Origin of the sequence: Micromonospora sp. R77 (genome assembly GCF_022747945.1) — a bacterium.
Classification (GTDB): domain Bacteria; phylum Actinomycetota; class Actinomycetes; order Mycobacteriales; family Micromonosporaceae; genus Micromonospora.
This window is the reverse complement of the sequence record NZ_JALDST010000001.1, coordinates 6668026-6683274: the sequence shown is the minus strand read 5'-3', so window position 1 is coordinate 6683274 and position 15249 is coordinate 6668026. Positions and strand designations below refer to the sequence as shown.

The 15249-nt window shown below is 76.4% G+C and carries 3 protein-coding genes and 2 pseudogenes; all 5 read left to right on the top strand.

The features are described from left to right. The first annotated feature begins 44 nt into the window (after positions 1 to 44). A complete protein-coding gene (locus MRQ36_RS30965; RefSeq protein WP_242800261.1) occupies positions 45 to 2072 on the top strand; it encodes a condensation domain-containing protein in 2028 nt (675 codons plus the stop codon). Beyond that, positions 1955 to 2869, top strand: a pseudogene (locus MRQ36_RS34830) (AMP-binding protein); the annotation flags it as partial. The gene MRQ36_RS30965 and the pseudogene MRQ36_RS34830, both read left to right, overlap by 118 nt. Positions 2870 to 2895: 26 nt before the next feature. Continuing rightward, positions 2896 to 3717 (top strand): annotated as a pseudogene (locus MRQ36_RS34825) (condensation domain-containing protein); the annotation flags it as partial. A gap of 115 nt (positions 3718 to 3832) precedes the next feature. Further along, positions 3833 to 13984 (top strand): non-ribosomal peptide synthetase, encoded by a 10152-nt coding sequence (locus MRQ36_RS30950; protein WP_308194949.1) that lies wholly within the window; start codon positions 3833 to 3835, stop codon positions 13982 to 13984. After that, the gene (locus tag MRQ36_RS30945; RefSeq protein ID WP_242800260.1) at positions 13971 to 15182 is read left to right on the top strand and encodes an NAD(P)/FAD-dependent oxidoreductase; all 1212 of its coding nucleotides are present in this window, start codon (positions 13971 to 13973) and stop codon (positions 15180 to 15182) included. The genes MRQ36_RS30950 and MRQ36_RS30945 overlap by 14 nt, the downstream gene beginning before the upstream one ends. Positions 15183 to 15249: the final 67 nt, after the last annotated feature.

Sequence of the window (15249 nt, the reverse complement as noted above, 5' to 3'; positions counted from 1 at the left end):
CCCGGCCCCGCACCGTCCGTGTCACCACAGCGAGGAGTGTCCGCGTGAGTGTCGATGACAACCCGGTCTCCACCCGGGAGGCGTACCTGCTGCCCACGTCGTACGGGCAGCGCCGGCTCTGGTTCCTCGACCTGCTCGAACCGGGCAGCGCCGCGTCGTACACCGAGCACGGCGCCCTGCGGATCACCGGTGAGCTGGACGTGGCCGCGCTGACCACCGCGGTCGCGGCCATGGTGGCCCGGCACGAGACGCTGCGCACCGGCCTGGTCCTGGTCGACGGCGAGCCGGTGCAGGCCGTCGCCACCGACCTGGCCGTGCCGGTGGAGCAGGTCGACGCCGCCGGCCGGGTGCCCGCCGGCGCGGACACCCCGACGGTGCACGCCGCCCTCGCCGACGAGCTGCGGGAGCTGCTGCGACAGCCGTTCGACCTGACCCGGCCGCCGCTGTTCCGGGTGGTGCTGTACCGCCTCGGCGAAGGCGACCACGTCCTGGTCGTCGCCTTCCACCACGCCGTCTACGACCAGTGGTCCGGCGCGGTCTTCGTCCGGGAGCTGCTGGCCTGCTACGACGCCGCGGTGGCCGGGACGGAACCGGAGCTGCCCGAGCTGCCCGTGCAGTACGGCGACTTCGCCGCCTGGCAGCGGGAGTGGGTCGGCGGCGACGAGGAGGCCGGTCAGCTGCGGTACTGGGAGCAGCGGCTGGCCGGGCTGCCGCCGCTGGAGCTGCCCACCGACCGGCCCCGACCGGCCACCCAGACCTTCGCCGGCGGCACCGTCGACACCGTGCTCCCCGCCGAGCTGGTCGCCGGGCTGGACCGGCTCGGCCGCGCGCACCAGGCCACCCTCTTCATGACGGTGCTGACCGGTTTCGCCGCCGTGCTGGCCCGGCACACCCGCCAGGCCGACCTGGCCATCGGCACGCCGGTCGCCGGGCGACGCGCCCCGGAGCTGGAACACCTGGTCGGCTTCTTCGTCAACAACCTGGTGCTGCGCGTCGACGCCGACGGCGACCCCCGCTTCGCCGACCTGCTCGACCGGGTCCGCGGCACCTGCCTCGACGCGTACGCCCACGCCGACGTGCCGTTCGAGCGGGTGGTGGAGCGGCTGCGCCCCGACCGGGACCTGGCCCGCAGCCCGCTGTTCCAGGTGATGTTCGTCTTCGGCAACGTGCCGCTGCCCGCGCTGACCGCCACCGGCATCACCGCCGAGCTGTTCCGCATCGACCCGGGCACCGCCAAGTTCGACCTCTTCGTCACCTGCGTGCCCCGCGCCGACGGCGGGCTCACCGTCACCGTCGAGCACAACACCGCCCTGTTCGACCCGGCCACCGCCCGGCGGCTCCTGACCCACCTGCGGCTGGTGCTCGACGCGGCGGTCGCCGACCCCGACCGGGCGCTGTCCGACCTGCCGCTGCTCACCGACGCCGACCGGGCGCGGCTGGTGGAGTGGGGGAGCGGCCCCACCCGGGAGGTGCCGGCCGACACCCTGCCGGCCCTGGTCGCCGCGCGCGCCGCCGCCCACCCCGGCCGGGTCGCGGTCACCGGGCGTTCCGGCCGACTGGGGTACGCCGACCTGGTCGCCCGGGCCCAGCGGATCGCCACCGCCCTGCACACCGCCGGGGTACGCCCCGGGCAGCTCGTCGGCGTCGCCGTGGACCGCGACGTCGACCTGCCCGCCGCCCTGCTCGGCGTGCTCGGCTGCGGCGCGGCGTACCTGCCGGTGGACGTGGCGCTGCCGGCCAGGCCGTGCGTTCGTGCTCGCCGACGGCGAGGCCGCGCTGGTGCTCGCCGACGCCGGCACCGTCGACGCCCTGCCCGGGGGCTGCCGGTGCTGCGCGTCGACGGTGACCTACCCGAAGGCAGCCGGAGTGGCCGGCGGTCCCCGGCCTGGCGTACGTGCACACCTCCGGGTCGACCGGCGTGCCGAAGAGCGCGATCGCGGTGCCGCACCGCGCCCTGGGCAACCTGCTCGCCACCCTCGTCGAGCGGCCCGGCCTCGGCCCGGACACCGTGCTGGCCGCCGTCACCACCCTCTCCTTCGACATCGCCGCCCTGGAGCTGTTCGGGCCGTTGACCGTGGGCGGCCGGGTGGACGTGGTGCCCCGGCCGGTCGCCGCCGACGGGTCCCGGCTCGCCGCCCACCTGGCCGAGGTGGGCGCGACCGTGGTGCAGGCCACCCCGACCACCTGGCGGCTGCTGCTCGCCGCCGGCTGGCGTCCCGACCCCGACGTGGCGGTGTGGTGCGGCGGGGAGGCGTTCCCCGCCGACCTGGCCCAGGCCCTGGCCGCCACCGGCGCGCCGGTGTGGAACCTGTACGGGCCGACGGAGACGACGGTCTGGTCGACGGCGTACCGGGTGACGGGGGACGAGGACCCGGTGCCGTTGGGCGGGCCGGTGGCGAACACCGAGCTGCTGGTGGTCGACGACGCGGGCCGGCGGGTGCCGGTCGGCGTGCCGGGGGAGCTGTGGATCGGCGGCGCGGGGGTGGCGGCCGGCTACTGGCGGCGCGACGAGCTGACCGCGCAGCGCTTCGTGCCGCATCCGGAGCGCCCGGACGCGCGGGTGTACCGCACCGGTGACCTGGTGCGCTGGCGCGCCGACGGCCGGCTGGAGTTCCTCGGCCGGCGCGACTGGGTGAAGCTGCGCGGGCACCGGATCGAGCTGGGCGAGATCGAGTCGGTGCTGCGGGCCCACGACGGCGTCGACGACGCGGTGGTGGTGGTCCGCGAGGACGTCCCCGGCGACCAGCGGCTGGTGGCGTACCACGTCGGGGGCGCCGCCGCCGACGCGCTGCGGGACGCCTGCGTCGAGCGGCTCCCCGGGTATCTGGTGCCGGCGGTGTTCGTGGCGCTGCCCGCCCTGCCGCTCACCGCTAACGGCAAGGTCGACCGGCAGGCCTGCCCGCCCCCGACCCGGCCCGCCGGGCCGGCGCGTACGACCCGCCGCGGGGCGACGCGGAGGAACGCCTCGCCGGCATCTTCGCCGACCTGCTCCGGCTGGACCGGGTCGGCCGGGACGACGACTTCTTCGCCCTCGGCGGGCACTCCCTGCTCGCCACCGCCCTGGTCGGCCGGATCGCCGCCGAGCTGGGCGTCGAGGTGCCGGTCCGGGCGGTCTTCGCGCAGCCCACCGTGGCCCGGCTCGCCGCCGTCCTCGGTCTCGGCGCACCGCCCGCCGCCGGGGACCTCACCCCCGTCGAGCGTCGACCGGACGCCGACGGGCTGGTCCGGCTGCCCGCCTCGTTCCAGCAGCGCCGTGTCTGGTTCCTCGCCCAGTTCGAGCCGGACACCGCCGCCGCCTACCACCTGTACGGCGGGCTGCGGCTGCACGGCCGGCTCGACCACGACGCGCTGCGTGCCGCCGTCGACCTGGTGGTCCGCCGGCACGAGACGCTGCGTACCGGCTTCGCCGCCGTGGACGGCGAACCCGTGCAGGTGATCCACCCCGAGGTGCCCAGCCCGCTGTCCGAGGTGGACCTGACCGGGGCCGCCGACCGGGACGCCGCCCTGGCCGAGCTGCTCGACGACGCCGCCCGCCGGCCGTTCGACCTGGCCGTCCCGCCGCTGCTGCGGATCGTCCTGGCCAGCCTCGGCGACGACGACGCGGCCCTGCTGGTCACCCTGCACCACGCCGTCGGCGACCGGCTCGCCGTGGAGGCGCTGACCGGGGAGCTGTCGGCCGCGTACACCGCGCTGGCGGCCAGGACGCGGCCGGAGCTGCCCGACCTGCCAGTGCAGTACGGCGACTACGCCGTCGCCCAGCAGCGCTGGGCCGGCGGCCAACCGAGCAGCGGCAGCTCGACCACTGGCGCCCCCGGCGCTCGCCGACCTGCCGGTGCTGGACCTGCCCACCGACCGGCCCCGCCCGGCGGTGCAGACCTACCGGGGCGCCACCCGCACCGCCGAACTCCCCGCCGAGCTGGTCGCCGGCCTGACCGCGCTGGCCGCCGGGCGGGGCGGCACCCTGTTCATGGCGCTGCTGGCCGGCTACGCGCTCACCCTGTCCCGCTACGCGCGCACCCTCGACGTGCCGGTCGGCTCGCCGATCTCCGGCCGGTACCGCCCCGAGCTGGAGCCGCTGGTCGGCTACTTCACCAACAACCTGGTGCTGCGCACCGACCTCACCGGCGACCCCACCGTCGGCGAGCTGCTCGACCGGGTCCGCGACACCTGCCTGGACGCCTACGCCAACGCCGACGTGCCGTTCGAGCGGCTGGTGCAGCGGCTGCGCCCCGAGCGCGACCTCGCGCACTCGCCGCTGTTCCAGGTGATGTTCATCGCCGCCCCGCTGCCCGCGCCGTCGCTGCGCCTCGGCACGGTCACCGCCACCGCGCTGCGCGCCCCGGAGACCGCCGCCAAGTACGACCTCACCTTCACCGTCTTCCCCGCCGGCCCGGACACCACCGCCCAGCGGGTGGTCGCCGAGCACAACACCGACCTGTTCGACGCGGCCACCGTGGACCGGCTGCTCGACCACTACCGGCTGGTCCTCGACGCCCTCGCCGCCGGCCCGGACCGGCGGCTGGCCGAGCTGCCCGCCCTGCCGGCCCGGGAACGGGCCCGGCTCACCGCCTGGGGCACCGGCGTCCGGCCGCCCGTGCCGTCGACCAGCCTCGACCGGTACGTCACCGCCCGGTTCGCCGAGTTCGCCGACCGGGTCGCGGTCGCCGACGAGAACACCACGCTGACCTACGCCGAGCTGGACGCCCGCGCCCACCAACTCGCCCACCACCTGCGGGCGCTCGGGGTGACCCGGGGCGACCGGGTGGCGCTCTTCGCCGAGCGCGGCTGCGACGTGCTGGTCGCCCTCCTCGGCGCGCTCCGCGCCGGGGCCGCGTACGTGCCGGTGGACGTCGACTTCCCCGCCGAACGGGTGGCGTTCATCCTCGCCGACTCCGGCGCATCCGTGGTGCTCACCCAGGCCGGCCTGGTCGACCTGCTGCCCGACCTGCAGGCGACGGTGACCGTGGTGCGGCTGGACGCCGACCGACCGGCGCTCGACGCCCACCCCACCGACCCGGTGCCGGACGGGCCGGAGCCGGACGACCTGGCGTACCTGATCTACACCTCTGGCTCCACCGGCCGCCCCAAGGGTGTCGCGCTGCCGCACCGGCCGGTGGTGAACTTCCTGCTCAGCATGGCCGAGAGGCCCGGGATGGACGCCGCCGACGTGGTCGGCGCGGCCAACACCGTCTCCTGCGACATGCCGGTCCTGGACATGTACCTGCCGCTGCTGGTCGGCGCGCGGATCGAGATGATCCCGCACGCAGGCGTCGTGGACGGCGAGCGGCTCGCCGACCGGCTGCGCCGCAGCGCGGTCAGCTACCTCCAGGGCACGCCGACCACCTGGCGGCTGCTCCAGCAGGCCGGCTGGCGACCCCCGGCCGGGTTCACCGCCCTGGCCGGCGCGGAGAAGGTCCCCGCCGACCTGGCGCACTGGCTGCACGACGCCGGCGCCCGCGTCTGGCACCTGTACGGGCCGACCGAGACCACCGTCTGGTCGACGGCCCACCGGGTGACCGGTGGTGAGGACCCACTGCCGCTGGGCGGGCCGGTGGCGAACACCGAGCTGCTGGTGGTCGACGACGCGGGCCGGCGGGTGCCGGTGGGCGTACCGGGGGAGCTGTGGATCGGCGGCGCCGGCGTCGCGGCCGGCTACTGGCGGCGCGACGAGCTGACCGCGCAACGCTTCGTGGCCCACCCCGAGGCGCCCGGCTCCCGGGTGTACCGCACCGGTGACCTGGTGCGCTGGCGCGCCGACGGTCGGCTGGAGTTCCTCGGCCGGATCGACTTCCAGGTGAAGCTGCGCGGCCACCGGATCGAGCTGGGCGAGATCGAGTCGATCCTGCGCGCCCACGACCAGGTCCGCGACGCGGTGGTGGTGGTCCGCGAGGACACCCCCGGCGACCAGCGGCTCGTCGGCTACGCCGACCTGCATCGCCCCGACACCGACCGGCCCGCGCTCGTCGCGGCCCTGCACGCCGCCTGCCGGGAGCGGCTGCCCGACTACATGGTGCCGTCGGCGTTGACGCTGCTCGACGCGCTGCCGCTGACCGCCAACCGCAACAAGGTGGACCGGGCGAAGCTGCCCGCGCCGGACGGGCTGCGGCCGGACGTCGGCGCGTACGACGCCCCGCGCGGGGACGTCGAGGAGACCCTGGCCGGGATCTTCGCCGCCGTGCTCGGGCTGGACCGGGTGGGCCGGGACGACGACTTCTTCGCCCTCGGCGGGCACTCCCTGCTCGCCACCCGGGTGGTCGCCCGGATCCGCGACGCCCTCGACGTCGACCTGCCCGTGCGGGCCGTCTTCGCCGACCCCACCGTCGCCGGCCTCGCCGCCGCCCTGCCCCGACCCTCCGGCACCGACGCCCGCCCCGCCGACCCGGCCACCGGTGCGCCGGCCGGTGTCGACCCGACTGTGGCGCTGCCGCCGATCGCGGCGCAGTTCCGGATGCCGCAGGTCGGCGGCGAGCTGGCCGGCCGGTACGTGCTGCCGGCCTCCTCCGGGCAGCGTCGACTGTGGTTCCTCGCCCAGCTCACCCCGGACGGGGCGGACGCGTACACGGTGGACAGTGCGGTCCGGCTGGACGGGCCGCTGGACCCGGACGCCCTGCACGCCGCCCTGCACGCCGTCGCCGCCCGGCACGAGACGCTGCGCACCTCGTTCCACGAGGTCGACGGGGAGCCGGTGCAGGTGGTCGCCCCCACCGTGGACGTGCCGCTGGCGCGGGTGGAGCTGACCGACCCGGCCGAGCTCGACGACACCCTGGCCGCGCTCTCCGGCAACCCGATCGACCTGCGGACCGCGCCGCTGCTGCGGGCCACCCTGATCCGCCTCGCCGCCGACCGGCACGTCCTGCACCTGGCCGTGCACCACGCCGTCTGTGACCGCTGGTCGGTGCAGGCGCTGGCCCGGGACCTGGTCGCCGCGTACACCGCCGACGGTGCCGCGCTGCCCGCCCTGCCGGTGCAGTACGGCGACTACGCCGCCTGGCAGCGGCAGTGGAGCGCCGGCCCGCACGCGGCGGCGCAGCTCGCGCACTGGCGGGACCGGCTGGTCGACCTGCCCGCCCTGGAACTGCCCACCGACCGGCCCCGCCCGGCGGTCCGCGCCTGGCGCGGCGACCTGCGCTGGGACACCGTCCCCGCCGAGCTGGTCACCCGGGTCACCGAGGCCGGCCGCCGCCGGTCCGCCACCGTGTTCATGGTCGGGCTCGCCGCCTGCCAGCTGATGCTGGCCCGCTACAGCGGCCAGCGGGACTTCGCGGTCGGCTCGCCGGTCGCCGGCCGGCCGCGCACCGAACTGGAGCCGCTGGTCGGGTTCTTCGTCAACAACCTGGTGCTGCGCGCCGACCTGACCGGCGAACCGACCGTCGGGGAGCTGCTGGACCGGGTGCGCGCCACCTGCCTCGACGCGTACGCCCACGCCGACGTGCCGTTCGACCGGCTCGTCGACGAGCTGCGCCCGGTCCGCGACCGCGCCCAGACCCCGCTGTTCACCGTCCTCTTCGCGGTGCAGAACACCCCGGCCGCGACCCGGTCCATGGGTCCGGTCGACGTCACCCCGGTCGACCTGCGCGTCGGCACCACCCAGTTCGACCTGTCGATCATGCTGGTGCCCGACCCGGACCGCGGCGACCTGCGGCTGCGCATCGAGTACGACACCGAACTGTTCGACCCGGCCACCGTGGACCGGATGGCCGCCCAGTTCCGGCTGCTCCTGGGCGAGCTGGCCGGTGACCCGGACCGTCGGATCGGCGACCTCGCCCCGCTCACCGCCGACGAGGAGCGGCTGCTGCTGGACGAGTGGGTCCGGCAGACCCCGCAACCGGACCACCCCGGGCTCGTCGCCCGGTTCCGGGACCAGGCGGGACGTACCCCCGACGCGGTGGCCGTGGAGTGCGGCGACGCGCACCTCACGTACGCCGACCTGCTGGCCCGGGCCAACGGCCTGGCCGCTCGGCTGCGCGCCGCCGGGGTGACCCGGGGCGACCGGGTGGGCATCCACCTCGACCGGACCCTCGACCTGCCGGTCGCGGTGCTCGGCGTGCTCGCGGCCGGAGCGGCCTACGTGCCGCTCGACCCCGGCTGGCCGACCGACCGGATGGCCTACGTCCTCGCCGACGCGGCGGTACGGGCGCTGGTGGCCGACCGGCCGCTGCCCGGCTTCACCGGCCCGGTGCTGCCCCCGGCCGGCGACCCGGCGGACCCGTTGCCCGACGCGACCGCCGAACCGGACGACGTGGCCTACCTGATCTACACCTCCGGCTCCACCGGCCGCCCCAAGGGCGTCATGGTGACCCACCGCAACGTGGTCCGCCTCGTCACCGGCGCGGCGACCCGCTTCCGGTTCGGCCCCGACGACGTGTGGAGCCTGTTCCACTCGGTCGCCTTCGACGTGTCGGTCTTCGAGCTGTGGGGCGCCTGGCTGACCGGCGCCCGGGTGGTCGTCGTGCCCTACCTGGCCGGCCGGGAACCGGCCGAACTGCGGGCGCTGCTGGCCCGGCACCGGGTCACCGTGCTCAGCCAGACCCCGACGGCGTTCCGCCAACTCGCCGCCGCCGATGCCGGCGCACCCGACCGCCTCGACGCGCTGCGTTACGTGATCTTCGCGGGAGAGGCGCTCGACGTGCGCGCCCTGGCCGGCTGGCTCGACCGCTACGGCGACGCCCGACCCGAGCTGGTCAACATGTACGGCACCACGGAGACCACCGTGCACGCCACGTTCCACCGGGTCCGGGCCGCGGAACTCGCCGAGCCCGGCCGCAACCGGATCGGCCGGCCCCTGCCCGACCTGCGGATCGTGCTGCTCGACGCGGACCGGCGACCGGTGCCGCTGGGCGCCCCCGGCGAGGTGACCATCGGCGGCCCCGGGGTCTCCCTCGGCTATGCCGGCCGACCCGAGCTGACCGCCGACCGCTTCGTCACCGGCCCGTACGCCGACGGACCGCTCTACCGGACCGGGGACCTGGCCCGCTGGCTGCCCGACGGCACCCTGGACTTCCTCGGCCGCACCGACGCCCAGGTGAAGATCCGCGGCTTCCGGGTCGAACCGGGCGAGGTGGAGGCGGTGCTGCGCGAACACCCGGACGTCGCCGACGCGGTGGTGGTGGCCCGGCCCGGCCGCGCCGACGACACCGAACTCGCCGGCTACCTGGTGCCCCGCCCCGGCACCGACCCCAGCCCCGCCGACCTGCGCGCCCACGCCCGCCGGCTGCTGCCGGAATACCTCGTGCCGGCCACCCTCACCCGGCTCGACGCGCTGCCCCGCACCGCCAACGGCAAGCTCGACGTGCGGGCCCTGCCCCGACCCCGACGCGGCACCGACGACACCGGCCACGTCGCCCCCCGCGACGAGCTGGAGGCCACCCTCGCCGACCTCTGGCGGCAGGTCCTCGACGTCGACACCGTCGGCGTGCACGACAACTTCTTCGACCTCGGCGGGCACTCCCTGCTGGCCACCCGGGCGATGAGCCGCACCCGGGCCGCGCTCGGCGTCGACACCGGCGTCCGCGACCTCTTCGACCACCCCACCGTGGCCGGTCTCGCCGACCGGCTGCGCGGACTGCGCGGCACCGCCGACGCCCCGATCCCGACCGTGGCCCGCACCGGACCGCTGCCGGCCGCCCCGGCGCAGCGCCGGCTCTGGCTGCTGCACCAGCTCGACCCGGCCAGCGCCGCCGCGTACGTCATCGGCAGCGCGGTCCGGCTGACCGGTCCGCTCGACCCGGCGGCGCTGGAGGCGGCGTTCGCCGACGTGGTGGCCCGGCACGAGGCGCTGCGCACCAGCCTCGACGTGCTCGACGGGGAACCCGTCCAACGGATCCACCCCGACCTGACCGTGCCGCTGGAGCGCGTCGACGTCCCCGACCCGGCAGCCCTGGCCGCCCTCACCCGGGACCGGCTCACCGCCGGCTTCGACCTCGCCACGGCGCCGCTGGTCCGGGCCACCCTGGCCCGGGTCGCCGACGACGAGCACCACCTGCTGCTCGCCGTGCACCACGCCGTCGGCGACCAGGCCTCCACCCAGGTCGTCGTCCGGGACCTGGTCGCCGCGTACCGGGCGAGGGTCGCCGGCACCGACCCCGACCTGCCGCCGCCGGCGCTCGGGTACGCCGACGTGGCGGCCTGGCAGCACGACCGGCTGGCCCGCGGCGACCACGACGAGGAGCTGACCTGGTGGACCGAACGCCTGGCCGGGCTGCCCGTGCTGGAGCTGCCCACCGACCGGACCCGGCCGGCCACCCGCGGCCACCGGGGCGGCCAGCGGCAGGCCACGCTGCCGGCCCCGGTGGTGGACCGGCTGACCGAGGTGGCGCGGCGGCACGACGCCACGGGGTTCATGGTGGCGCTCGCCGGCTACCAGCTGATGCTCGCCCGCTATGCCGGCCAGACCGACTTCGGGATCGCCGTCCCCGTCGCCGGGCGGGACCGGCCGGAACTCGACGGGCTCGTCGGGTTCCTCGCCAACACCCTCGTGCTGCGCGCCGACCTGACCGGTGACCCCGGCATCGGGGAGCTGATCGGCCGGGTCCGCGAGACCTGCCTCGGCGCGTACGCCCACGCCGACGTGCCGTTCGACGTGCTGGTCGAGCGGCTGGGCCTGACCCGGGACCTGTCCCGCACCCCCGTCGCCCAGGCCGGGTTCGCCCTGGTCGAGCGGGTCGACGCCGCGGACCGGGAGTTCGCCGGGGTACGCGCCGAGCCGCTGCCGTTCGACCCGGGCACCGCCAAGACCGACCTCACCGTCACGGTGGTCCCCGCCGACGACGGCGGCTGGCGGCTGCTCGCCGAGTACGACGCCGACCTGTTCAGCCCGGCCACCGTGGACCGGATGCTGGCCCACCTGACCATGCTGCTCACCGAGTTCGCCGACGACCCGGACCGCCCGGTCACCGCGCTGTCGGACCTGCCCGCCGAGGAGGCCGCACAGCTGGCGGAGTGGGCGCACGGCCCGACCCGGGAACTGCCCGACGCCACCTGGCCGGAACTGTTCGCCCGCCAGGTCGCCGCCGGGCCGGACCGGCCGGCGGTGCTCTTCGGCGACGAGACCGTCACGTACGCCCAGCTGAACGCCCGGGCCAACCGTCTGGCCCACCGGCTCGTCGCCGCCGGCGTCGGCGCGGACCACCTGGTCGGGGTGCTCGCCGAACGGTCCGTGGAGATGGTCGTCGCGGTCCTCGCCGTGCTCAAGGCCGGCGGCGCCTACCTGCCGGTCGACCCGGGCCTGCCCGCCGACCGGGTGGCCTTCATGATCTCCGACTCGGGGGCCCGCCTGCTGCTCACCCCGACCGCGCTCGCCGACCGGGCCGCCGGCACCGACGCCACGGTCGTCCCGGTGGACGCCCCGGACCTGGGCGAGCTGCCCGACGACGATCTGCCGCGCCGCAGCGGCCCCGACGATCTGGCGTACGTCATCTACACCTCCGGCTCCACCGGCACCCCGAAGGGTGTCGCGGTCACCCACCGGTCGGTGACGAACCTCTGGCTCACCCGCGACCTGGCCGGCCTGCACCCCGGCAGCCGGGTGCTCCAGTTCGCCCCGTTCAGCTTCGACGTCTCCGTCTTCGAGATGGTGCTCTCGCTGCTCGGCGGCGTACCGCTGGTGGTGCCCACCCCGGCGGACCTGGCCGGCGGGGTGGAGATCGTCGGGCTGATCAACCGGCAGCGGGTCACCTTCACCTTCATCCCGCCGTCCCTGCTGGCCCACCTCGCGCCGGAGCACGTACCGACCCTGGAGGTGCTCGGCTCCGGCGGCGAGGACTGTCCGGCCGAGGTCGCCGAGCGGTGGGGCGGCAAGAAACGCTTCCTGATCGGGTACGGCCCGACCGAGGCCACCGTCTACGCCACGGTCACCGACGAGATCGTCGGCGGCGGGCACCCCCCGATCGGCCGGCCGGTGGCCAACACCGTGGTCCGGGTGCTCGACGAGCGGCTGCGTCCCCGCCCGATCGGGGCCCCCGGCGAGCTGTACCTCGGCGGCCCCGGGCTGGCCCGTGGCTATCTGCACCGGCCCGAGCTGACCGAGGCGGCGTTCGTCCGGCACCCGGTGACCTCCGAACGCCTCTACCGCACCGGCGACCTGGTGCGCTACCTGCCCGACGGCAACCTGGAGTTCATCGGCCGCACCGACGACCAGGTGAAGCTGCGCGGTTTCCGGATCGAGCTGGGGGAGGTCGCCGCCGCCCTGCGCGCCGCGCCCGGGGTCACCGACGCGGTGGCCGTGGTCCGCGAGGACCGGCCCGGGGACAAGCGCCTCGTCGGCTACGTCGTCCCCGCCGACCCCGGCACGGACCTGCGCGCCGAGGCGGAGCTGACCCGGGCCGCCCGGGACGCCGTCGCCACCCGGCTGCCGCAGTACATGGTGCCGGCCGCCGTGGTCGCGCTGCCCGCCCTGCCGCTCAACCCCAACGGCAAGGTCGACCGCCGGGCGCTGCCCGCCCCCGCCGGCACCGGCGACGACGACGGGTACGTCGCACCGACCACCCCCACCGAGCACCGGCTGACCCGGCTGGTCGCCGAGGCGCTCGGGGTGGACCGGGTCGGCCTGGACGACGACTTCTTCGCCCTCGGCGGCCACTCCCTGCTCGCCGCCCGGCTGCACGCCACCATCCGTCGGCTGTGGGGGGTGGACCTGCCGGTGCGGGTGCTCTTCGAACGCTCCCGGATCGGGTCCCTCGCCGACCTGCTCGACGAGCAGGGCAGCATCGACGTGGCCGCCGCCGAGGCCGAGCACGCCGCCGCGCTGCGCGCCGACGTGGTGCTCCCCGAGGACGTCCGGCCCGTCGGCGAGCTGCGCTGGACCGACCGGCCCGGCACCGTGCTGCTCACCGGGGCCACCGGGTTCCTCGGGGCTTACCTGGCCCGGCAGCTCGCCGAGGCGGGCGTGACGGTGCTCTGCCTGGTGCGCGGCCGCGACGAGGCCGACGCCCAGCGCCGGCTGACCGAGCAGCTGCGCCGGTACCGGTGCTGGCGCGACGAGTGGGCCGACCGGTTCCGGGCGATCCCCGGTGACCTCGCCGCGCCCCGGCTGGGCCTCACCCCGGACCGGTTCGCCGCGCTGGCCCGGGAGGTGGACGAGATCTACCATTGCGGCGCGGTGGTGCACTTCCTGCGGCCGTACGCGGCGCTGCGCGCCGGCAACGTCGCCGGCACGGTGGAGATCCTCCGGCTGGCCACGCTGGACCGTCCGGTCCCGGTGCACTACGTCTCCACCATGTCGGTCTTCGGCGGGCTGGCCCGACCCGGGGCAGCGGGTCCCGCCGACGCCACCGGTGTGGTGCTGCGCGAGGACACCCTGCCCGACGACCCGCCGCCGGCCACCGACACCGGCTACAACCACAGCAAGTGGGTCGCCGAGCAGGTGGTGGCCCTGGCCCGGGCCCGGGGCGTCCCGGTCGCCGTGTACCGGCCCGGCCGCATCGCCGGCGACACCCGCACCGGCACCTGGCGCGGCGACGACCTGGTCTGCCAGGTGATCCGGGCCTGCGTGGCCACCGGGCTGGTGCCGGACACCGGGCTCGCCACCGACCTGGTGCCGGTCGACCACATCGCCGCCGCCGTCACCGGCCTGGCCCGGCGGCGCGACGCGCTGGGCCGTACCTTCCACTTCGCGCTGGACGCCAAGGTGCCGCTGGTCCGCCTCGCCGACGCGCTCGCCGAGCGGGGCTGGCCGGTCCGCCGCGTCCCGCTGGCCCAGTGGTACGACGCGGTCACCGCCGCCGCCCGGGCCGGCGACGACCAGCTCGGCCCGGTCCTGGCGATGTACGCCCCGCTGGCCGAGGGGCGGGTCACCGGCCCCGGCGAACCGACCTTCGACGACCGGAACACCCGGGAGCTGATCGGCGCGCAGCTGCCGCCGCCCCCGGTGGACACCGCGCTGCTGGGCCACTACCTCGACGTGCTGGTCGCCGACGGCGTCCTCCCGCCGCCCCCCGGCGACGGTCCGCACCACCCCGACGGAGGGAGCACCGATGGTTCCGCATGACCCGATCGTCGTCGCCGGGGCGGGGGTGGGCGGCCTCACCGCGGCCCTCGCCCTGGCCCGCCACGGCCTCCCCGTCGAGGTGTACGAGCGCCGCACCGCCGACGAGATCCTCGACGCGCCCGGCAGCGGCCTGACCCTGTGGAGCAACGCGTCCACCCCGCTGGGCCGGCTCGGACTCGGCGACCGGCTGCTGGCCGCCGCCGAGCGGGTGGTGGAGATCCGCAACTTCGACTCCCGGGGGCGGATCCGGTTCACCATGCGTACCCACCCGTACATCTGGCCGGACGCGCTGCCGTCGCTGTCGATCGGCCGGATGGACCTGGCGGCGATCCTGCTGTCGGCCTGCGCGGAGCGTGGTGTGCCGGTGCACCACGGCCGGCGGGTCACCGGCTACCGGCGGACCGGCGACGGCGTGGAGGTCCGCCTCGACGACGAAACCGTCACCGGGTCGGCCCTGATCGGCGCGGACGGGGTCCGCTCCACCGTGCTGCGTCAGCTGCGCGGCGAGGTGCCCGGCATCTATTTGGGCCGGAGCACCTACCGGGGGGTGTGCGCCGGCACCGACGGCCTCGTCCCCGAGGTGCCACTGCTCTTCCACGACGAGGCCACCCGGGTCGGCGGCGGGGTCTATCCGATCGGCGGGGACCGGGCGGCGTGGACGCTGTCCTGGAAGGCCCCGGCCGGAGAGCGGGAGCAGCCCGGCCGCGCGCACGCGCACGCCGTACACCTGGCCCGGGTGCTGCCGGCGGTGCTGCGCGACCGGGTCGCCCGGACCGATCCGGACGCCCTCGTCCGGACCGACATCTGGTACCACGAGTGGCACGAGACCTGGGGCGACGGCCCGGTCACCCTGCTCGGCGACGCCGCCCACGCGATGCCCAACGACCTCGGCCAGGGCGCCTGCCAGGCCGTCGAGGACGCGGTGGTGCTCGCCGACGCGCTGGCCGCCGGTGACCCGAACACCCCGGCCGGGGTCGCCGCCGCGCTGCGCGACTACGAGCGCCGCCGCCTCGACCGGGTGAAGTGGGTACGCCAGCAGTCCGTGCAGGTGGCGACCGCCGCCGAGCCACGCGGTGCGCTGGCCCGCTGGGCGATGGGCAAGCTCACCCGCGTCTACCTCGCGGTGGCCGAGAAGGGCATGTGGCAACGGATGCAGCAGCCCCCCGCACTCACCCATCCCGCCCCCGCCGTCTCCTGAGCGGACGGCCCCACACCTGCGGTACGCGGGCCTTTCCTGTCCCGCCGGGTGCCCGGATGGGTACTCC